Origin of the sequence: Bradyrhizobium elkanii USDA 76, from assembly GCF_023278185.1 — a bacterium.
Taxonomy (GTDB): domain Bacteria; phylum Pseudomonadota; class Alphaproteobacteria; order Rhizobiales; family Xanthobacteraceae; genus Bradyrhizobium; species Bradyrhizobium elkanii.
This window is the reverse complement of record NZ_CP066356.1, coordinates 6,646,685-6,667,751: the sequence shown is the minus strand read 5'-3', so window position 1 is coordinate 6,667,751 and position 21,067 is coordinate 6,646,685. Positions and strand designations below refer to the sequence as shown.

Genomic DNA, 21,067 nt, shown 5'->3' with positions numbered 1-21,067 from the left:
ACAACGGAGTAGTCAGTCATGCCGGTCGAGTTCATCGGCTTCATCACCAACAACAATGCCTCCGAGACCATCGTCCGCGCCGGCCCGGTGCTCGATCCGCCCTATATCGAGACGGTGGCCAAGGCCCATGAGCTCGCCGGCTTCGATCGCGCGCTGCTGGCGTTCCACTCGACCACGCCGGATGCGTTGCAGGTCGCGCAGCATGTCCTGACCATCACCAAGCAGCTCAAGGTGATGATCGCGCAGCGCCCGGGCTTCACCGCGCCGACGCTGCTGGCGCGCCAGCTCGCGACGCTGGATCAATTCTATGGCGGCCGCGTCTCGCTGCACGTCATCACCGGCGGCAATGCCATCGAGCTGCGCCAGGACGGCAACACGCTCGACGACAAGGACGAGCGCTACGCCCGCACCAGCGAATTCCTCGACGTGGTGCGGCTGGAATGGACCAGCGAGAAGCCGTTCAACTACAGCGGCAAGTATTACAACGTCGAGAACGGCTTCTCGCAGGTGAAGCCGTTGCAGAAGGGCGGCATCTACACCTTCGTCGGCGGCGGCTCGGACGCCGCGGTCGAGGTCGCCGGCAAGCACGCCGATACTTTCGCGCTGTGGGGCGAGTCCTACGCGCAGGTGCGCGACGTCACCGCGCGGGTGCGCGCGGCAGCGGCCGGGCACGGAAGGCCGACGCCGCGCTTCAGCCTGTCGGTGCGGCCGATCCTCGCCGACACCGAGGAGAAGGCGTGGGCGAAGGCGGAACATATCCTCGAGCGCGCCACCGCGCTGCAGGACCAGACCGGCTATCGCCGTCCCAACCACGCCACCGACGGCGCCAAGCGGCTGCTGGCGCTCGCCGATCAGGGCACGCGCATCGACAAGCGGCTGTGGACCGAGATCGCCAAACTGACAGGCGCCAACAGCAACACCACGGCGCTGGTCGGCACGCCCGAGCAGGTCGCCGAGGTATTCGGCGATTATTACGATCTCGGCGTCAGCCACTTCCTGATCCGCGGCTTCGATCCGCTGGTCGATGCGATCGATTATGGCCGGGCGTTGATACCGCTGACCCGCAAGCTGATCGACGCGCGCGACCAGCAGCGGGGGATTGCCGCCGAATGATCCGTCTCATTGTTGCGGCAGCGCTCGCGCTCGCCGCCGTCGATGGCGCCGCCGCGCAGACCACATTGCGCGTCGGCGACCAGAAGGGCAATTCGCAGGCCGTGATGGAAGCGGCCGGTGTGCTCAAGGACGTCCCCTACAGGATCGAGTGGAAGGAGTTCGCCGCGGCGGCGCCGCTGCTGGAGGCGCTCGGGGCGGGCGCGATCGACACCGGCCTGGTCGGCGACGCCCCGTTCACCTTTGCGGCCGCCGCCAAAATTCCGGTCAAGGCGATCGCGGCGGTGCGGCAGTCGCGCGACGGGCTCGCGGTCGTGGTGCCGGAGAATTCCGCGATCAAGAGCTTCGACGATTTGCGCGGCAAGAAGATCGCGACCGGCCGCGGCTCGATCGGCCATCAGCTGATCCTGGCGGCGCTGGAATCGAAGGGCTGGCAGGCGAGCGACGTGCAGATCGTTTTTCTCGCGCCGTCGGACGCCAAGGTCGCCTACACGCAAGGCGCGGTCGACGCCTGGTCGACCTGGGAACCCTATGTCAGCCAGGAAGAGGTGCTGTTCAAGTCGCGCCGCGTCATCACGGCCGACGGTATCACGCCCGGCCTCGGCTTCCAGGTCGCAACGCCCGATGCGATCAAGGACAAGCGCGCCGAGCTCGAGGATTTCGTGCGCCGCCTCGCGGCCGCGCGTGCCTGGTCGCAGAACAATGTCGAGGGCTACGCCGCGACCTGGGGCAGGCTGATGAACATCCCGCCCGCGGTGCCGCTGAACTGGCTGACGCGGGCCAAGATCCGCATCGCGCCGATCGACGACGGCGTGGTGGCCGACGAGCAGAAGACCATCGACCTCTACGACCGCTGGGGCCTGATCAGGCAGAAGATCAACGCCGCCGACATCGTCGACCGGTCGTTTGGCGCGGCCGTGGAGAAGGGCGCGGGGCTGTAGGCATTGCGCGTGATCACGCGCAACATGCGACGGACCCTTTCCCGTCAACCTGAGGAGCCGCGAAGCGGCGTCTCGAAGGGTCGACGGCCACGAGCGGGGCCACGCATCCTTCGAGGCTCGCTGCGCTCGCACCTCAGGATGACGTGGAGCAATGTCTTCCGCCGTTTCGCTACGCACCCACTCCCCGTGAGCAGATGCCTCCGCTAACGAACCCGTGATCTCAAAAACATCCATTCGTCCGCAGGCTGCCGCGCGGCAAGGATTTTCCCCGTTTGGCACATTCCAAAACCGCAACGTTGCTATTTTCGCCGCGGCCTTGCCACTGCGCCCGGCGCCGCCAAGATCAAAGGCACGAACAATCGAGTCCGGGAGATCACCATGGGCCTTCAACAAACTCGCATCGAGTCGCTGCCGTTTGTGACCGCTGAACTGAATTATCTCGCGCCGACGCCGGGCAAGCCCCGGACCTACGCCTTCGATCCGCCGCCCGGCGAGCCCAAATCCACCGCGCTGCCCGAAGCCCACAACGTTCCGATTTTTGACGGGCGGCTGATATCAGACAGCTTCTCGCTCGACCGCGAGGGCTTTGCGCTGGTCAAGCATCCGACCAGCGTCAAGGACTATTACGACGACAACGAAGTCCGCAACGTCTACTACCCCGCCGTCGAAGCCTTCCTGAAGGCGACGCTGAAGGCGGATCGTGTTTTCATCTTCGACCACACCGTGCGCAAGCGCGTCGAGGGTGCAGCGGATATTCGCGGCGGCGGACCGCGCCAGCCCGCGACCCGCGTCCATGTCGACCAGACTGCCGCCTCGGGCCGCAACCGGGTATTCGAGCACCTGCCCGACGACGCCGAGCAACTCGTCAAGGGCCGCGTCCAGGTGATCAATCTGTGGCGCCCGATCCGCGGTCCGTTGCGCGACTCACCGCTTGCGATGGCCGACGGCACGACAGTGGCGCCGGAGGATCTGATTGCCTCCGACCTGATCTATCCGAACCGCAGCGGCGAGACCTATTCGGTGAAGTACAATCCGAACCACCGCTGGTTCTACATTCCCGAGGTGACGCCGGACGAGGCGATCCTGCTGAAATGCTACGATTCGGCGACCGACGGCCGCACGCGGTTCGGGCCGCACACGGCGTTTGTCGATCCCACCACGCCCGCGGACGCCGCGCCGCGCGAGAGCATCGAGCTGCGTACGCTGGTGTTCCACAAGCAGTAGGACGAAGAACGTTACCGCGTCATAGGTGCGCTCCCTCTCCCGCTTGCGGGGAGGGTCGGGGTGGGGGCTCTCGCCGCGAGTCGTATCGTGGAGAGAGCCCCCACCCGGATCGCATCTGACGATGCGATCCGGCCTCCCCCGCAAGCGGGAGAGGCGAAGACGATGGGCGCGAAATCGCGCTGCCCCTCAAACTTGGCACCATCCGCCCAATAATGTTACGCCCGTCGCCAAACCGCTCGGGGAAGAGGCGATTCGTGGACGGCGTGGTGACGAAGGAAGAGGCGGGGATCGGGTTCCGCGCCCTGGTGCTTGCACTTCTGGCATTGGCCTCCGGCCACATGCTGTCGACGCTGCTGCGGACCATCCCGGCGATCAGCCTCGATCTGATGGCGTCGGATTTCGGCACCTCGCCGCAGGCGCTGGCGAGCCTCACCTCGATCTATCATTTCTCTTTTGCCGCCTCGCAAATCCCGGTCGGCGCTGCGATGGATCGCTTCGGCGTGCGGCCGGTGTCGCTGAGCCTGCTCGCCGGGACCGTGATCGGAACGCTGGTCTCGGCGCTCGCCACGGGGCCCGCGAGCTTCGTGCTAGGCCAGCTGATGCTCGGCGTCGCCACATCGGGCATGCTGATGTGCCCGATGACGCTCGCGGCCAAGCAGATGTCGGCGGCGAAGTTCGGCCTGTGGTCCGGTCTGATCCTCTCGATCGGCAATATCGGCATGCTGCTGTCGGCAAGCCCGCTGGCCTTCGTGGTCGATCAGTTCGGCTGGCGCGCCGGTTTCTGGGTTTCGGCCGGCTTCGGCATTGTGGTGCTGATCGCGGTGTTCGCGCTGGTGCCGCGGCAGCCCGCCGCGCACGCGGATGATTCCTCGCCGCTGCACCAGATGGCCGAGGTGCTCCGGCTCGGCATGTCACGTGGCCTGCGCGGCCTGATCGCGCTGTCGCTGGTGTCGCTCGGCGCGTCGCTGACCTTGCGCGGCTTGTGGGGCGGGCCGTGGCTGATGGACGAGAAAGGGCTGAGCCGGATCGAGGCCGGCAATGTGCTCGGCCTGTTCACGCTGGCGATGATCGTCGGCCCGGCCTGCATCGGCGCGTTCGATCGCAAGTTCGGGCACCGCCGCGCCATGGTGGCGGTGACGCACGCCATCGCCGCGCTGCTGCTCGTCCTGATGGCGGCCGGTGCACCGCATTTCCCGGTCTCGAACCTGTTCGGCGTCGCCGTGATGCCGACGCAATATGACCTGGCGCTGTTGATCCTGATCGGGCTCGCGACGTCGGCGCAGCCGCTGATCTACGGCATGACGCGGCAGCTCGTCGCCGCCCAGAACACCGGCAAGGCGCTGTCGTCGGTCAACCTCGCGTTCTTCCTCGGCGCGGCGCTGCTGCAATCGAGCACCGCCGGCGTCGCCGCGCTGTTCGGGTTGCCCGCGGTGCTGCTGTTCATCGCCGGCGCGCTGGTGATCGGGATCGTGCTGTTCCTGATTTACACCAGGCCCTAAAGCGCGATGAGATTGGGTTGAATCGTCATCGCGCCTTAGCTCTTTGTTTGAGCATGATCTTTTCGTAAAACCGCTTCGCACTTTTCCGGATCATGCTTTAGCGCGCCGTTCCGATCAGATCGTCTGCGCCTGCTTGCGAATCTCGTTGGCAAGCGGCTTCAGCTGTTCGGCCGCGCCCGGTCCCACGAGACTGTAGCCCGTGCCGCCGTCGGCCCAGGAGAAAACCGCGATATCGTCCCCCGAATGAGCGGCCATCGGCGCGTTCTGGTCCGACGTCATCGGACGGGTGAGGACGACAAGCCGGTCCCCCCGGTCATCGTCGTACATGAACATGGCCGCAGGACCATGTGCGGTCGGCACTACCCGTCCGCCCATCAAACGATATCCCGACCTGGTGAGATCCGGCAGCTTGACCGGTTGACGCAACCTGCTGGAGACCCATTGCACAAGCTCGGTGCTGTCACGCAGCTCCACCGGCCTTGTGTGATCGGAGGCGTACACCTTGTAGGAATCGCTTGCCTCCTCAGCGAGCGCTGCGAGCCCGCCGGCTGGCGCAAGCGTTGCGCCACGGATCATCCATCCGCCGAGGCCACCGATCGAGAGCATCAGCATCGCCGCGATGGCCCAGCGCAACGACGAAGGACGACGGCGCGGGCTCTCGATCATCCTGGCGAGGTTGAGCCGCGGCGGCAGCGGCTCCTCGGCGATCGGCAGCAGCGCCGATCGCAAAAGATTACGCTCATCGGAGTAGGCGGCGATGCGTTTGGCCACGTCCGGATGCTTGTCCAGATAGGCTCGGACTTCGGCCTCGCGTTCCGGTTCGAGCGCGCGATCGACATAGGCGTGCAGATCGTCTTCTGTAATGGGTCGGTTGCTCATGTCTTGTTCCGCAATTGCACGACATTATGATCCAGGTCGCCGGGCGTCCCTTCCAGTTCGTGATGCAGCCGCTCGCGGGCGCGCGCGAGGCGTGACATCACCGTGCCAATGGGCACGCCAAGCACCTTCGCGGCATCGGCGTAGGACAAATCCTCGACGCCGATGAGCAGCAGGACTGCGCGCTGGTCATGCGGAAGCTTGGCAAGCTTCGCCATGACGTCGCGATACATGACCTTGTGCTCCTGCGCCGCTTCCTGGCCGAACGAACCCTCGTTGGTTTCGTCGATCGCGACATGAACGCCGCGCACCGTTGCTCGGCGAAACTGGTTGATGGCGAGATTATGCAGGATCGCGAACAGCCACGGGCGCGGATTGTCCGACCGCCGCTGCTCCCAGTGGATGACGGCGCGTTCCAGGCAATCCTGCACCAGGTCGTCGGCCGCCGCGTGGTCGCGGACCAGGGCCCGCGCATACCGCCGCAAGGCGGGTATCAGCGGCTCGACCAGGTGCAGCATGTCGCTCATGGCGCTTGTACCTGCACGACCGCGCCGAGTTTCGCCGGTTCGCCGGATGCGATGACGAGGTAGCGCCGCTCGGTCCTGGCCGCGCTCTGCACGATCTGCCGGATCGGGCCGGCCGCGTTGACGATCGCGGAGCCGGCCGGATTGGTCATGAAGGCTGCCAGCGGCTCCACCATGCCGCCGCCGTCGGCGTGTTCGGCCAATCCCAGCACGTAGCGCTGCTTCGGCTCGAGCCCGGTCACGGAAGCCTGCAGCACCTGGATCAGCCCCTGATCGAACAGCGAGACGCTGGTCGGCGGCTTCTCGCCCTTGGCTTCCTTTTTCGGTGCGAGCGCGAGGTGAGCGGCCTGGCCGGCGACGCCGAGACCTTGCAGGTTCTGGCGGTCATCCGGATTTGGTGCGGCGTTCGGCACATACGCGATAGCCTGCGGCGCCTGGCCGATCGGGATGTTGGCGATCACCTTGTTGGTCGCGGTGTCGATCGCGGCCAGCGCGTCGGCATTTTCGAGACCGACATAGATCCGCGTGCCGTCGCCGGACGGCCAGACGCCGTGCGGCAGATTGCCGACGGGGATGGTCGCGACTTGCGAGAAATCATCGGTTCGAAACACCTTGACCTCGTTGGTGCCGCCGATGGTCACATAGGCGAAGGTCCCCTTTGAGGTCCTGGCGAAATTGACGTGGTTGGTGATCGGGCCGGTGTCGATGGTCTTGATCGGGTTGAACGGCGGCTTGGCGTTGAACACCTGCGTCCGGCCGACATCCTTCAGCGTGAACCACACCTGGTCGCCATCCGGGGTCGCCGCGATGTTCGGGCAGAACGGGCTCTCCTGCTTCACTTTCGCAACGATCTGATGGTCTGCGACCGACACCACGTCAGTCTCCGGATTGAACGACGAACAGATGTAGCCGTACTTGCCGTCGGGCGAGAAGATCTGCATGCCGGGTCCCGCGGGCACCTCGATGCGCGTCGTTTCCTTGAAGCTCTGCGCGTCGATGACCGAGATGTAGTTCTCGCCGCGCACGGTGACCCAGACTTCCTTGCCGTCGGGCGTGAAGAACGCCTCGTGCGGCGACCGCCCGATATAGGTGACGTGCTTGACCGAGCTGGTCGCCGTGTCGATGAAGCTCACCGAGTTCGAGCCGATCGAGACCACGGCGAGCGTGCGGTGGTCGGGCGAATAGCCCATGCCGTGGACCAGCACCTGGCCCTTGTAGAGCGGACTGAAATTGCCCGGCTGCGGGTCGCCGAGCCGGATCACGCCGAGCAGCTTGTTGTCGACCGGGTCGGTGACCGACACCGTGTTCGAGAACTGCTCGGCGGCGTAGACGCGGTCGTGATGGCTGATCGGAATGTCGGGCGCAGATGCAGCGCCCGGCGCCTGGCCGGCGAAGGCGGAACTCGACATCGCCAGCACGGTCGTGGCCAGCAGGCTTTTCAGGATATGACGGTTCATCGCTCCAAACTCCTAGTTCTTCATTCCGTGGGACATGTTCATATGATCGTGAGCGGCGGCGGGCGCCGGGCCCGGCTGCGTCGGGGCGGGCGCGGACGCCGTGACCGGATCGCCGATCGCGAGCTTCATGGCGTCGATCTCCTGCCGTTGCTCGACGATGATTTCCTGCGCGATCCGGCGCAGCTGCTCGTTCTTGCCGTAGCGGAGTTCGATCACCGCCATGTCGATCGCGCCTTGATGATGCGGCGCCATCATCGCGACGAAGTCGCGATCGATATCGCCGCTCGGCTTGGCCGCCATGTCGTTCATCATCTTGGTCATCGCCGCATCGTTTTCGGCGAGGAAGGCGCTCTCTTCGGCCGTCTGTGCGCTCTGGGCCGGATGATGGTCGTCATGCGCGAACGCAGCCGCGGCGGCGACGGCGAGCAGCGCAGCCGCGGCGAGCGGCGCGAGGCCGGGTCTGAGGAATCGAGGAAGCATTGCGTCACCCTGGGAGTTGTCGGGGAAGCCCGAGCGGTCCGGCCTCGGCATTGGGCCTCGGGGCCGGCTTGCATGGGTGGGACGCAGCAGCGCGAGTTCTATTCCGTCGCCAGGTCGCTTCCTGTCGATCACGACTTGCTGATCGACGGAATGGTCCGGTCCGGCCGAACCGGCCCGATTTGCGAACGGCGAGCCGCTGGCTATAAGAGGAAATCCGGTCCCGATCGACCGGTTCCCGGTCCTCTCTGCGCAATCCCATGCGCCCACAAGGGCAAAAATGTCCGCCAAGATCGATCCGATCACCCGCTCCGTCGTCCAGCACCGCCTGTCGTCGATCGTGAAGGAGATGGGCGAAGCGATGCTTCGCACTTCCTATTCGCAGATCCTCAATTCCAGCCGCGATTTTTCGCTGGCGATTTGCGACACCAACGGGCGGCTGATCGCGCAGGCCGACCACATTCCGGTTCATGTCGGCGCCTTGCCCTGGGCGACGCTCGCGGTCGAGGAGCGCTTCAAGGATGTCGCGCCCGGCGACGTCATCCTGCTCAACGATCCCTATCAGGGCGGCAGCCATCTGCCCGATCTCACCGCCTTTGTGCCGGTATTCGACGGGGGAAAAAGGCTGCTCTGGACCATCGTGCGCGCGCATCAGAGCGACATCGGCGGCGCCACCCACGGCGCCTACAATCCGGCCGCCACCGAGATCTATCAGGAAGGCATTCGCATTCCGCCGATCAAGCTCTACGAGGCCGGCAAGCCGCGCGAGGACCTGCTCGATCTGCTGGCTTTGAACATCCGCAACCCCCGTGAATTCCGCGGCGACCTCGCGGCGATGCTCGGAGCCGCGCATCTCGGTGAACGCCGCGTCTCCAAACTGTTCAGCGAGTTCGGCGCGGAGACGGTCGAAGCCGCGATCGAGGCGATCTTGGACGCGACCGAGCAGCAGGCCCGCGCCGTGGTGTCCGCCTGGAAGGACGGCGTATTCTACGGCGAGGCGCTGCTCGACGATGACGGCCACGGCCGCACCGACATCAAGATCGCCGCCAAGGTGACGAAGAAGGGCAGTGACATCGAGGTCGATCTCACCGGCTCCGATCCGCAGTCGACCAGCTTCGTCAATTCCTCACATGCCAACATGCAGGCCGCGGTCGCGATGGCCTTCGCCTATCTGATCGACGCCGACATTCCCAAGAACACCGGCGCGCTGCGGCCGCTGAAAGTGGTGGCGAAGCAGGGCACGATCGTCTGGGCCGATCCCGGCCGTCCCGTCACCTTGTGCACCAGCCATCCCTCCAACGAGATCGTCGAAGCCATCATCAAGGCGATGTCGGCGTCCTGTCCGGATCGCGTGATGGGCGGGTGGGGCCGCAGATTCCGCATCGCGATCCAGGGCGAGGACCCGCGCAACGGACGGAATTTCATCTGGCACATGTTCCAGGCTCGGCCCGGCGGCGGCGCATCGCCGGGCGGCGACGGCTATTCGTCGATCGGCGAATGGCACTCGGTCGGCGGGCTCAAATTCGGCAGCATCGAGGTTGCCGAAGTGCGCTTCCCCCTGCATTTCCGCCAGCACGAATTCCGGCCGGACTCCGGCGGCGACGGCCAGCATCGCGGCGGGCTCGGCGTGGCGCTCGACATGGTGCTGGAGACGCAGAAGCCGGCCAAGGGCAACACCGCCGGCGACGGTGCGCGCCATGGTCCCTGCGGCATGCTCGGCGGCAAAGACGGCAAGCCGCACCACTACCGGCTGCTCTCGGAAGGACGCGAGCCGCGCGTCCTGAAGACGAAAGAAGTCGGCATCGAGCTGCGCCCCGGCGACTGCCTCGAGATCCGCTCCTCCGGCGGCGGCGGCTGGGGGCCACCCGAGAAGCGCTCCGCGGAAGCGCGGGCGCGCGATCTTGCGCAAGGTTTGGTTTCGAAAGCGGTGTAGAGCAGCGATGTATACGATTGGGGTCGACGTCGGCGGCACTTACACCGACCTGGTTGCAACTGACAAAACCGGGCGCACGGTTTTTGCGAAATCGCCGTCCACGCCGGCCGATCAGTCGATCGGCGTCATGGCGGGACTGGAAGAGCTGGCGCGCCGGCTCGGCGTGACGCGCACGGCGATGCTCGCCGCGACCGATCGCCTGGTGCACGGCACGACGGTTGCGACCAATGCGCTGCTCGAGCGCAAGGGCGCGAGGGTTGCGCTCTTGACCACCGAGGGACACCGCGATGTCGTCGAGATGCGCGAAGGGCTGAAGCCGGATCGCTACGATCTGCGCACGCCGCCGCCGGAGCCGCTGGTGCCGCGCGAGCGCCGCTTTGGCGTGCGCGAGCGGCTGAAGGCCGACGGCAGCGCCGCGGTCGCGCTCGATGCCACAGCGCTCGGCGATGTCATCGCCGAGGTGAAACGCTCGGGTGCGAATTCGGTCGCGGTCTGCTTCCTGCACGCCTATCTCAACCCGGCGCATGAGCTTGCCGCCGCCGAGCAGCTCGCCAAGGAGCTGCCCGACGTCAGCGTGTCGCGTTCGAGCGACGTGCTGCCGCAGATCAAGGAATATGAGCGCGTCTCGACCACGATCGTGAACGCCTATGTCGCGCCGACGGTGCGGCGCTATCTCACCAATCTGGAGCGCAGCCTCGCGGAAGCCGGCTTTGCGGGCTCGCTGTTCGTCGTGCTGTCGCATGGCGGCATGGCGCCGGTGGAGGAAGCCTCGCGGCTCGCCGCGGGCACGGTGCTGTCGGGGCCGGCCGGCGGCATCTCCGGCAGCCGCCGCTGCGCGGATCTTCTCGGAATTCCCGATCTCGTGCCGTTCGACATGGGCGGCACCTCGACCGACATCTCGCTGATCGCAGATGGCCAGGCCTCGCTGTCGGCGGACGGCATGCTCGCCGGCCAGCGCATTGCGCTGCGCAGCCTCGATATCGCCAGCATCGCCGCCGGCGGCGGCTCGATTGCGAGCGTCGACGGCGGCCGCACGCTGCGGGTCGGGCCGGAGAGCGCGGGCTCGGTGCCGGGGCCGGCCTGCTACGGCAATGGCGGCACGGCCGCCACCATCACCGATGCCAATGTCGTGCTCGGCTATCTCGATGCCGCGGCCTTCATGGGCGGTGCGCGGCCGCTCGACCGTGCGGCGTCGGAAGCGGCGGTGGACCGGATCGCCGCAGCGCTCGAGCTGTCGCGGATCGAGGCTGCCGCCGGCATCTACAAGATGATCAATCTGAAGATGGCCGACGGCATCCGTCTGATGACGCTGCGCCGCGGCGTCGATCCCCGCAAATTCGCGCTGCTCAGCTTCGGCGGCGCCGCCGGCATGCACGCCGCCGAAGTCGCGCGCGAACTCGAGATCAAGCGCATCATCGTGCCGACGGTCGCATCCGTCCTATCGGCCTGGGGCATGCTGACCAGCGATCTGCGCTACGAGGTCAGCCGCACCCATTACGGCACGGGCCGGATTTCCGCCGATGAGGTGAGGGCGCTGTTCGCCGGGCTGGAGGCGCAGGCCGCCGGCCGGCTGCGCGACTGGTTCAAGGGCGACATCGCCATCGAGCGCTCGGCCGAGATGCGCTATGGCGAGCAGGTGTTCGAGATCGACGTCCCGCTCGGCGAGCTCGATCTCGGCGCCGCCGACCTGGTGGCGCAGATCGAGGAGCGCTTCCATCGCCGCCACGAGGAGCTCTACACCTATGCCTCGCGCGGCCAGGAGGTGGTGTTCGTCAACGCCCGCGTCGCCGCGGTCGGCAAGGTGGCGCGCGGCAGCAGTGATGCCGGAAAGGCCAGCTCGGCTGCGCCCTGCGCGCCGCGCGGCAAGCGGCAGGCCTGGTTCGGTGCATGGCGCGAGGTGCCGGTCTACGCGCTCGACGATCTCAAGCCAGGTCAAGCGCTGGCCGGTCCTGCGATCATTGAGGCCGAAACCACGACCGTCCTGGTCGACAGCGGCGACCGCGTCGCCGTCAACCCGCTCGGCTGGCTCGACATAACACTGCGCTGATCGCCATGCGGGAACTGCGCTCCCTCTCCCGCTTGCGGGGGAGGGCTATCGCATGTGCGCTCGATCCCTCCACAGACTCGTCATGCCCGGCCTTGTGCCGGGCATCCACGTCTTGGTTTCCGCGCGAAAAAGACGTGGATGGCCGGGACAAGCCCGGCCATGACGATGTGGAAATAGCGCCGCCAAGCTTTTCGCTGCCATATGCGATTGCCCTGCGCTTGCGGGGGGTGAAAGAAGGCCTGCCTCCGCCATCAACATTTCATTTTTCCGGCATTGGCTTGGGCGATAAACTCCGCTCGCTCGGGAGGAGCGCCGGCCAGCCGCCGGCGTTTGTGGCGATGTTGATGCAAACAAAAAGACAAACTGCGCTTTCGATATCCCTCGTCCTCGCAGCTGTCCTCGCGGCGGCGCCGTTGCGCGCGCAGCAGGCGCAGACGGCGGCCGGCAACGAGATCCGCATCGGCAACGTCATGCCCTACACCGGGCCGCTGGCCGCGTTCGCGACCATCGGGCGGGCGGAGGCGGCCTATTTCGACATGGTCAACGAGCATGGCGGCATCAACGGCCGCAAGGTCAGGTTCGTCTCGGTCGATGACAGCTCCAATCCGAAGACCGCGATGGAGCAGACCCGCGATCTCGTCGAGAAGCAGGACGTGCTGTTGATGTTCGGCTCGTTCGGCACACCGAGCAATCTCGCGGTCCGGAAGTACCTCAACGAGAACAAGGTGCCGCAGCTGTTCGTCGCCTCCGGCGACGAGGCGTGGGCGCATCCTGTGACTTTTCCCTGGACCATGGGCTGGCAGCCGACCTTCCGCGCCGAGGGGCGGATCTACGCCAATTACATCCAGGCGGCCTATCCCTCGCGCAAGATCGCGGTGCTCTGGCAGAACGATCAGTTCGGCCGCGACCTGTTCAAGGGATTGCAGGAAGGGCTCGGCGACACCGCCGGCATGATCGTCGCCGATCTCGCCTTCGACGCATCGGAGACCGCGATCCAGAACCAGATCGGAATTTTGAAGAACTCCGGCGCCGACATTCTGGTGTTCGACGGCGCGCCGGCGATCGCGGCGCGCGCGATCCGCGTCGCCGCCGACCTCGACTGGCATCCGGTGTTCATCCTCGACAACGCGTCGGCCTCGATCGCCAGCGCGCTGCGGCCGGCGGGCCTGCAGAATTCGCTGGGCGTGATCTCGACCTCGTTCCTCAAGGATGCCGGCGATGCGTCCTGGAAGGACGATCCGCAGATCAAGGCGTGGCTCGCCTTCATGGACAAGTATTATCCTGACGGCGACAAGGACGACATCTACGCCGTGTTCGGCTACGCCGCTGCGGATACGCTGATGCAGGTGCTGCGTCAGTGCGGCGACGATTTGTCGCGCGAGAACATCATGCGGCAGGCCGCGTCGCTGAAGGACTACCAGAGCCCGATCGCGCTGCCCGGGATCGTGATCAACACCGGACCGAAGGACTTCCGCCCGATCAAGCAGATGCGGCTGGTGCAGTTCGACGGCAATGCCTGGCAGCCGATCGGCGACGTGATCGACAGCGCGTTCACGGCAGTGCGCGAGGATAATTGAGGTTGGCGGTACACGGCCAACTCCATCACCGTCACCCTGAGGAGGGCGCGCAGCGGCCGTCTCGAAGGGCGAACGGCCCGACTGTGGCCGTGCATCCTTCGAGACGCGGCGAAGGCGCCGCTCCTCAGGATGACGGGTCTGGCAGTTTGACCGCCTACTTCTTCAACCCGTAATTCAACAGCCCGCCCTTGTTCTTCGGCGGGTGCGCGCGCAGGCCTTCCTCGTTCGGCTCGGTGCCCCAGCCCGGACGATCCGGGATCACGAGATTGCCGTCGACGAATTCAGGCACGTGGGTGAACAGCTCGTGGTCCCAGGCCAGCCGATCGATGTCGGTCTCCATGATGCGCAGGTTCGGCACCGCGGCGCAGAAATGCGCGTTCATCATGGTGCAGAGGTGGCCGTAGAAATTATGCGGCGCGACGTTGACTTCGAAATGCTCGGCGGCGGCGGCGATCTTCATCGATTGCCAGACCCCGTTCCACGGCGTGTCGATGATCGCGACGTCCATCGCTTGCTCGGTGAAATAGGGCAGGAATTCGCGCAGGCCCAGCAGCGTCTCGCAGGACGAGATCGGGTGCGGGCTCTGGCGGCGGATATAGCCGAGCGCCTGCGGGTTGAAGGTGTCGATCTCGACCCAGAACATGTCCATCTTCTCGATGGCGCGCAGGATTTTCAGATAGCCCTCGGTCTTGGCGTTGAAGTTGAGGTCGAGCAAAAGATCGACATCCGGCCCTGCGCCGTCGCGGATCGCCTCCAGATGCATGCACAGATTGCGCAGCACAGTGCGGTCGATGTTGATCTCGGGCTGGAACGGCGAGCCGAAGCCGGGGCGCCAGCCTTGCGGCTTGCCGTCGGTGTAGACGAAGATGTTGGTCTTCATCGCCGTGAATTTCTTCTCGCGCACCTCGGCCCCGATCGCCTTGACGCCGTCGAGATCGGTGATGGCCGGCTTGTACCAGTCGGGATGATTGATGCGCCAGGTCGCGCAATGCGACCAGTAGACCCGCACGCGGTCGCGGATCTTGCCGCCGAGCAGGTCGTAGCAGGGCACGCCGAGCGCCTTGGCCTTGACGTCGAGCAGCGCGTTCTCGATCGCGCCTAGCGCCAGCGCCACCACGCCGCCGGCGGCAGGGCGCGTCGCGGCGAACAGCTCGGCATAGATCCGCTCGTGCTCGAACGCGTTCTTGCCGACCACCCGCGCCGACAGCCGCTCGATCGCCGCCGTCACGCCGGGCGCGCCGAAGCCCTCGTCATATTCGCTCCAGCCGACCAGCCCGTCCGTCGTCGTCACCTTGACGAAGTGATAATTCCGCCACCCGGCATCGCAGGCGAGCGTTTCGACGCTTTTGATTGTGGTGGATTTGCTCATGGTTTCCTGCCCGGCTGTTTGTTGGTGTTGAGGACGTTCAACAACGGATCGGCGAGGGCGTCAATTCGCGCCAGGGCAAGGCGACAATGCGTATTGGCAAGGCGGCACTCGCCTCTTCTTTCACCGTCACCCTGAGGAGCGCGCTCTTGCGCGCGTCTCGAAGGGCGACGGCCCGGCTCCTTCCGCGCGGATCTCATGGGGCCGTGCATCCTTCGAGGCTCGCAAGAGCTCGCACCTCAGGATGACGGGGAGGGAGTGTTCGGGTCTACGGCCGGAACAGCGTCGGGCGCTGGCGTTCGAAGGTCTTGCGGCCGCGCTTGAAGCCCATCAGCACGTCGGGCAGTTCGGCGATCGCGTTGGTTCCGCTGTCGGCATCGAGCACGACGATGTCGGCGGGATTGCCGACCGCGATGCCGTAATCCTTGAGGTTCATTAGCCGTGCCGGCAGGTCGGTGACGAGATCGAGGCAGGCATCGAACTCGCCGATCCCGGCATGCGCCGCATTGGCGTAGAGATTGGCCATCCGCAGCAGCGATGCATCGCCGAACGGCGTGAACGGATTCTGCACATTGTTGGTCGCGACCGAGCACAGCACGCCATCGGCGACGAGCCGGTGCGCGGCGGTCAGCCCGCGCGGCGCGTTGTGGGTGGCGTCGCGTCCCATCAGATAGAGATCGGTCGCCGGCAGCACGGTGACCGCGACGCCGGCCTCGGCGAGCCGAGCGCCGGCTTTCTTCAACCGATCAGGCGGCAGCGCGGAGAGTTTGGTGGCGTGCCCGATCGCGACGCGCCCGTGATAGTTGCGCCGTTCGGTCTGCCGGCAGACCTCCTCCATGTGCCACCAGGAGGGATCGAGGTCGAAATCGAGATGGAGGTCGACATCGACGTCGAACTCCTGCGCGAGGTCGAAGATGCGCGCGATATGCGCGTTCGGGTCGCTGTCGACATAGGGGCAGCCGCCGACCGCCTCTGCACCGTCGTTGAGCGCCGCGACCAAGAGCGCGTCGGCGCCGGGATCGTTGATCAGGCCCTCCTGCGGGAAGACACAAAGCGAGAGGTCGAGCGCCCAGGCATAGTCGCGTTTCAAGGCCTTTACCGCCTCGAAGCCGCGCAGCCCGATCCGCGGGTCGATCTCGACATGCGTCCGCATCCGCGTGGTGCCCGCCGTGATCGCGCGCTCGATCACTTTTGAGCCGCGCGCATAGACATCCTCGACCGTGAAGTCGCGCTTCATCGCCGACACCGCGCGGATCGCCTCGCTGAGGCTGGCGTGATCGTGGCCGCAGCGGCCGAGCAGGCAGGCCTTGTCGAGATGGATATGGGTGTCGACGAAGCCGGGCAACGCCAGCCGGCCGTTGAGGTCGACTTCGACCGCCTCGCACACGAGGCGCGGCGCGATCGCGGCGATCCTGCCGCCGGCGATGCCGATATCGACCGCGGCGGCGGAGCTGCGCGTCACGGCATTGCGGAAGACAAGGTCAAAGGCAGGTGTCGCGATCATCGGCGAGCAAACATCAGGATGGTTTCAGCCTAGCGGAGGGGTGGGGATCCGGCAGCACCAGATTGTGTGCAGTTCTATGGTTCGATTGTCTAAAAAATATGCATACACTTTGGCGGCCAGATTGTAGAGTCCTGATTATCTCCGGAGGCCCCCATGTCCGCACCAGCCAAAGCCGATGCCCGCCCGATGTCCGACGCAGAGATCGTCGAGGCCTATTTGACGGCGTCGATGATTCCCGATCCGGATGCGGCCGCGGCCTATATGAAGCCGGGCACGGTGATCACCTTCACCGGCGGGCGCGAATTCGACCATCCGCGCGGGCCGACTGCCTTCAATGCGAAGCGCTATCGCTGGGTGAAGAAGAAGATGGATCGCTTCGATGTCTGCCCTGGCACGGACGAGACCGTCGTCTACAGCGTCGGGACGCTCTACGGCGAATGGACCGACGGCACGCCGTTCGAAGGCAACCGCTATGTCGACCGCTTCGTGGTGCGGGGCGGGCAGATCGTCAAGATGGACGTCTGGAACGACAGCGCCGAGCGGATTTTGGTGCGGCGGGGGATCGAGGCGTAGGGGAAGCAACCTTGTATCCCCGTCATCCTTAGGAGCGCGTAGCGCGTCTCGAAGGATGCACGGCCCGACCGGTGGCCGTCGATCCTTCGAGACGGCCGCGTTGCGGCCTCCTCAGGATGACGGTGATGGAGCGTCAGCGCCGCGCCGCCTTCGGCAGCTTCACCACCTTTTCGCCGGTTGCCTCGTCGGCATAGGGTGCCAGAATATCCAGCAGATCGCGCCCGCGCTGCGGGCTCGGCGCGACCAGCGCACGGTTCGCCACGGAATCCAGATGGCTGTGCATCAGCCCCATCACCTTGTCGACGTCGCCTTTCGCCAGCGCGGCGATGATCGCGCGGTGCTCGTTGATCGCGCATTCCGACGAATGCGGCCGGCTGTACAGCGACAGTGTCAGGCAGCAGCGGTAGGCGACCTCGCTGACATAGCGCACCAGGATCGGGCTGTTCGTCATGTGAGCAAGCAGGATGTGGAATTCGGTGGCGAGCCGGATCGACACCGCATCGGTGCCGTCGCGGGCGCGATCCTCGGCGTCGACGTGGGCGGTGAGCTCGGCGATCTGCGCCTTGGTCAGCTTGCCGGCGAGCTGCCGCACCACCAGCCGCTCGAGCTCGATGCGGATATCGAAGGCATCGCGCGCCTCCTGCCAGCTCGGCGTCGCCACCACGGCAATGCGGTTGCGGCGCAGCTCGACCAGGCCTTCCCCCGCCAATTGCCCGAGCGCATGCCGTGCGATGGTGCGGCTGACGCCGAAGCGCTCGCCGAGCGAATCCTCGGGCAGCTTGGCGCCGGGCTCCAGCGCCTGCTCGATGATCGCGCGCCGCAGCGCGCGGCAGATCACGCTGACCTTGTCTGACGATTCAGCCGTCTTGCTGCTGTCGGCGCGCCCCGCCATTGCCGCGAATCCCTCTCGAAGGTGCTTCGAACGCCTCTTTATCATACCGCCAAAGCAATCGGGCGCTCGAATTGCATGCAGTTTGAGCCACGGATTGCCCAAAAGGAATCCGGCCTTTGAAGCGCGGAACGCGCGATCTCCTTGATTTTCCACGCGGCCGCCGCTGGCATCCGGCTTGCATGCACTTTGCTCGTGATGCGCATGCAACCAAACTCCGAATTTGCCGGCGAACCGATGGCCGCCGGATCCGCGCCGACCGCGATCGAGCTGTCGGACGCCTCCGTCACGTTCGGCCGGGGCGCCCGCGCCGTGCCGGCACTGTCGACAACCACGCTGCGGATCGCCGATGGCGAGTTCGTCGCGCTGGTCGGCCCGTCCGGCTGCGGCAAGTCCACCATCCTGCGGCTGGTTTCCGGCCTGGCGCGGCCGACCACCGGCGTCGTCATCGTCGGCGGCCGCGAGGTCGCGGCGCGCGCGATGCGGGTCGGCATGGCGTTCCAGAACCCGACCATGCTGCCGTGGATGACGATCGAAAAGAACATCATGCTGCCGCTGAAGATCGTCGAGCCGTTCCGCTCGCAATTCCGCAAGCTGCGCAAGACCGAGTTCCGCGACAAGGCCAATGCGCTGCTCGAGCAGGTCGGGCTGAAGGGCTTTGGCGGCCGCTATCCCTGGCAGCTCTCCGGCGGCATGCTCCAGCGTGCCAATCTGTGCCGCGCGCTGATCCACGAGCCGCGCATGCTGCTGCTCGACGAGCCGTTCGGCGCGCTCGACCAGTTCACCCGCGAGGAGCTGTGGGGAATCCTTCAGCAGCTCTGGATGACCCACAGGCCGACCGTGCTGCTGGTCACCCATGATCTGCGCGAGGCCGGCTTCCTCGCCAGCCGCATCTGCGTGATGAGCGCGCGGCCCGGCCGCATCCTCGACGACTCCAGGGTCGATTTCGCCCGTCCGCGTACCGTGGCGATGACCTTCGAGCCCGACTTCATCGCGCTCAACCAGAAGCTCCGCGCCTTCATTGTCGATGCGCGCACCGCCGCGCGAGAAGGAGCCTGACCATGTCCGCGTCAGATATCAGGCAGAAGGCCTGGTCCGCGGCGCTGATCGTGCTGTTCTTCGTCGCCTGGGAGCTGTTCTGCCTGGTGACGGGGATGTCGGACCTCGTGCTGCCGCGGCCGTCGCAGATCTTCGTCACGCTGTTCGATAAACTCCCGATCCTGTGGCCGCACATCGTGCAGACCCTGGTCACCACCATGATCGGCTTCGTGCTCGGCGTGGCGCTCGGCGTCGCGCTCGGTGCCGTGATCGGGGTGTCAAAAACCGCCTACGACACCTGTTATCCGCTGCTGGTCGGCTTCTCGTCGATCCCGAAGGTCGCCGTGGTGCCGATCTTCGTGTTGTGGTTCGGCTCCGGCACCGTGCCGGCGGTGTTGACCTCGCTGTCGATCTGCTTCTTCCCGATCGTCGTCAACATCGCCACCGGTCTTGCCACCACCGAGCCCGAGCTCGAGGATGTGCTGAAGGCACTCGGCGCCAGCAAGTTCGACATCCTCTGGAATGTCGGCCTGCCCAGGACGATGCCGTTCTTCTTCGCCTCGCTGAAGGTCGCGGTCTCCTACGCCTTTGTCGGCGCGGTGCTGTCGGAAACCGTCGCCTCGAACCGCGGCATCGGCAACGTCATGATGACCGCGTCCTCCAATTTCAACGTGCCGCTGGTGTTCGCCGGGCTGTTCGTGCTCGCCGGCCTCGGCGTCGCACTCTACGTCCTGTTCTCGCTGATCGAGGGTCAGGTCACCGGCTGGGCGACACGCAAGGACAATGTCATCGCCACTTGAGACACTTCGTCGACCGTCAAGCAATGAAGCTTAAGGAGATCTCGATGCTGAGAAAAGTAAGCGCCGCGCTGTTGGGATTGGCCCTGATCGCCGGTCCCGCGCGCGCCGAGGACACCACCATCAAGTTCACGCTGGGCTGGAAGACGCAAGGCTCGGACGCCGCGTTCTTCTACGCCAAGGACAACGGCTACTTCAAGGAAGAGGGCCTCAACGTCGTGATCGACCAGGGCGAGGGCTCCGGCGCGACCGTGACGCGCATCATGTCGGGCGCCTATGACGCCGGCTTCGGCGACGTCAACGCGATCATCCAGAACGCCGCGACCAAGCCGCAGGATGCGCCCGTCATGGTCTACATGATGTGGAACCAGCCGCCATTCGCGATCGTCGCCAAGAACTCGAGCGGCATCAAGACGATCAAGGATTTCGAGGGCCACACGCTCGGCGGCGCGCAAGGCACGCCGACCACGCGGCTATTGCCGGTGTTCGTGCACAAGAACGGGCTCGATGGCGAGAAGATCAAGGTCTCCAACATGGCGCCGAATCTGCAGGAGCCGATGCTGATCAAGGGCGACATCGACGCCGCGCTGGTGTTCAACATCACGAGCTATTTCAACCTGGTGCTGAACCGCCAGGACCCCGACAAGGACTTCAAATGGTTCTCGTTCGGCGATTACGGGCTCGACCTCTATTCCAACGGCGTGATGGTCTCGCGCAAGCTGATCGCGTCGAACCCGAAGGCGGTGGCCGGCCTCGTCCGCGCCATCAACAGGGGCGCGATCGCGGTCGCCAAGGACCAGAACGCGGCCATGAAGGCGGCGCTGAACTACGACAATCTGATCAATGTCGATGTCGAGAAGCGCCGGCTGCAATATTCCTTCGAGAAGCTGATCGTCTCGCCGGAGATGAAGGACATCGGCATCGGCGACGTCAGGGACGACCGCATGGCCCGCGCCATCGGCTTCATCGTCGAAGGCTACCAGCTCGCCCGCACGCCGGCCCCGGCCGAAGTGTTCTCGCGGGAATTCCTGCCGCCGCGCGCAGAGAGGGAGTTGGTGTATACGGCGAATTGATTGAGCGAGGCCGAGCTCCGGCCGCATCGGAGGTTTGCTCCCTCTCCCGCTTGCGGGGGAGGGCCGGGGTGGGGGCTCTATCCACGAGTCGTATTGTGGTGAGAGCCCCCACCCGGATCGCATCTCCGATGCGATCCGACCTCCCCCGCAAGCGGGAGAGGT

General features: G+C 65.8%; 19 protein-coding genes. 11 read left to right on the top strand and 8 right to left on the bottom strand.

Annotated features, from left to right (window positions below; genetic code table 11):
* Positions 1-18 precede the first annotated feature (18 nt).
* The 4 genes from JEY66_RS31980 (at position 19) to JEY66_RS31965 (ending at position 4,774) form a co-directional block, all read left to right on the top strand.
* Positions 19-1,113: an LLM class flavin-dependent oxidoreductase gene (locus tag JEY66_RS31980; RefSeq protein WP_018270408.1), complete on the top strand. Its 1,095-nt coding sequence runs from the start codon at positions 19-21 to the stop codon at positions 1,111-1,113.
* Positions 1,110-2,051, top strand: a complete 942-nt coding sequence (locus JEY66_RS31975) for an ABC transporter substrate-binding protein (RefSeq protein ID WP_018270409.1) — start codon at positions 1,110-1,112, stop codon at positions 2,049-2,051. Before JEY66_RS31980 ends, JEY66_RS31975 begins: the two co-directional genes overlap by 4 nt.
* A gap of 378 nt (positions 2,052-2,429) precedes the next feature.
* A complete protein-coding gene (locus JEY66_RS31970; RefSeq protein WP_018270410.1) occupies positions 2,430-3,275 on the top strand; it encodes a CmcJ/NvfI family oxidoreductase in 846 nt (281 codons plus the stop codon).
* Between the two features lie 263 nt (positions 3,276-3,538).
* Positions 3,539-4,774, top strand: a complete 1,236-nt coding sequence (locus tag JEY66_RS31965) for an MFS transporter (protein WP_018270411.1) — start codon at positions 3,539-3,541, stop codon at positions 4,772-4,774.
* Between the two features lie 114 nt (positions 4,775-4,888).
* On the opposite strand, the gene JEY66_RS31960 is transcribed toward JEY66_RS31965, so the two are convergent.
* The 4 genes from JEY66_RS31960 to JEY66_RS31945 are packed head-to-tail and all read right to left on the bottom strand — an operon-like array spanning position 4,889 to position 8,111.
* Positions 4,889-5,653, bottom strand: coding sequence for an anti-sigma factor family protein (locus JEY66_RS31960; protein ID WP_018270412.1), 765 nt, complete (start codon positions 5,651-5,653; stop codon positions 4,889-4,891).
* Positions 5,650-6,177: an RNA polymerase sigma factor gene (locus JEY66_RS31955; protein ID WP_016848227.1), complete on the bottom strand. Its 528-nt coding sequence runs from the start codon at positions 6,175-6,177 to the stop codon at positions 5,650-5,652. The genes JEY66_RS31960 and JEY66_RS31955 overlap by 4 nt, the downstream gene beginning before the upstream one ends.
* Positions 6,174-7,631, bottom strand: a complete 1,458-nt coding sequence (locus JEY66_RS31950) for a YncE family protein (RefSeq protein ID WP_018270413.1) — start codon at positions 7,629-7,631, stop codon at positions 6,174-6,176. Before JEY66_RS31950 ends, JEY66_RS31955 begins: the two co-directional genes overlap by 4 nt.
* Before the next feature lie 12 nt (positions 7,632-7,643).
* Complete coding sequence (locus JEY66_RS31945) at positions 7,644-8,111, bottom strand: DUF305 domain-containing protein (protein ID WP_018270414.1); 468 nt, start codon at positions 8,109-8,111, stop codon at positions 7,644-7,646.
* A 277-nt stretch (positions 8,112-8,388) separates the two neighbouring features.
* Between JEY66_RS31945 and JEY66_RS31940 the strand changes: the two genes are divergently transcribed.
* The 3 genes from JEY66_RS31940 to JEY66_RS31930 all read left to right on the top strand — a co-directional run bounded on the left by JEY66_RS31940 (position 8,389) and on the right by JEY66_RS31930 (position 13,665).
* Positions 8,389-10,041: a hydantoinase B/oxoprolinase family protein gene (locus tag JEY66_RS31940; protein WP_016848223.1), complete on the top strand. Its 1,653-nt coding sequence runs from the start codon at positions 8,389-8,391 to the stop codon at positions 10,039-10,041.
* Between the two features lie 7 nt (positions 10,042-10,048).
* Entirely contained in the window at positions 10,049-12,088 is a 2,040-nt protein-coding gene (locus JEY66_RS31935) for a hydantoinase/oxoprolinase family protein (RefSeq protein WP_018270415.1), read from the top strand.
* A 344-nt stretch (positions 12,089-12,432) separates the two neighbouring features.
* Positions 12,433-13,665 (top strand): ABC transporter substrate-binding protein, encoded by a 1,233-nt coding sequence (locus JEY66_RS31930; protein ID WP_026192454.1) that lies wholly within the window; start codon positions 12,433-12,435, stop codon positions 13,663-13,665.
* A gap of 154 nt (positions 13,666-13,819) precedes the next feature.
* On the opposite strand, the gene JEY66_RS31925 is transcribed toward JEY66_RS31930, so the two are convergent.
* Positions 13,820-15,034, bottom strand: a complete 1,215-nt coding sequence (locus JEY66_RS31925) for a mandelate racemase/muconate lactonizing enzyme family protein (RefSeq protein ID WP_018270417.1) — start codon at positions 15,032-15,034, stop codon at positions 13,820-13,822.
* Between the two features lie 265 nt (positions 15,035-15,299).
* Positions 15,300-16,535: an amidohydrolase family protein gene (locus JEY66_RS31920; protein WP_018270418.1), complete on the bottom strand. Its 1,236-nt coding sequence runs from the start codon at positions 16,533-16,535 to the stop codon at positions 15,300-15,302.
* A gap of 153 nt (positions 16,536-16,688) precedes the next feature.
* On the opposite strand from JEY66_RS31920, the gene JEY66_RS31915 reads away from it, so the two are divergent.
* Positions 16,689-17,108: a nuclear transport factor 2-like protein gene (locus JEY66_RS31915; protein ID WP_018270419.1), complete on the top strand. Its 420-nt coding sequence runs from the start codon at positions 16,689-16,691 to the stop codon at positions 17,106-17,108.
* A 133-nt stretch (positions 17,109-17,241) separates the two neighbouring features.
* Here JEY66_RS31915 and JEY66_RS31910 read toward each other — a convergent pair whose 3' ends face one another.
* Positions 17,242-18,000 (bottom strand): GntR family transcriptional regulator, encoded by a 759-nt coding sequence (locus JEY66_RS31910; protein WP_018270420.1) that lies wholly within the window; start codon positions 17,998-18,000, stop codon positions 17,242-17,244.
* Between the two features lie 41 nt (positions 18,001-18,041).
* Complete coding sequence (locus JEY66_RS31905; RefSeq protein WP_157183440.1) at positions 18,042-18,203, bottom strand: hypothetical protein; 162 nt, start codon at positions 18,201-18,203, stop codon at positions 18,042-18,044.
* Between JEY66_RS31905 and JEY66_RS31900 the strand changes: the two genes are divergently transcribed.
* From JEY66_RS31900 to JEY66_RS31890, 3 genes are read left to right on the top strand one after another with little or no spacing between them, the layout of a single operon-like run.
* A complete protein-coding gene (locus JEY66_RS31900; RefSeq protein WP_051110143.1) occupies positions 18,202-19,056 on the top strand; it encodes an ABC transporter ATP-binding protein in 855 nt (284 codons plus the stop codon). The two genes, JEY66_RS31905 and JEY66_RS31900, sit on opposite strands and share 2 nt — an antisense overlap.
* A 2-nt stretch (positions 19,057-19,058) precedes the next feature.
* Complete coding sequence (locus tag JEY66_RS31895) at positions 19,059-19,835, top strand: ABC transporter permease (protein ID WP_018270422.1); 777 nt, start codon at positions 19,059-19,061, stop codon at positions 19,833-19,835.
* A gap of 44 nt (positions 19,836-19,879) precedes the next feature.
* Positions 19,880-20,905 (top strand): ABC transporter substrate-binding protein, encoded by a 1,026-nt coding sequence (locus JEY66_RS31890; RefSeq protein WP_026192455.1) that lies wholly within the window; start codon positions 19,880-19,882, stop codon positions 20,903-20,905.
* Positions 20,906-21,067: the final 162 nt, after the last annotated feature.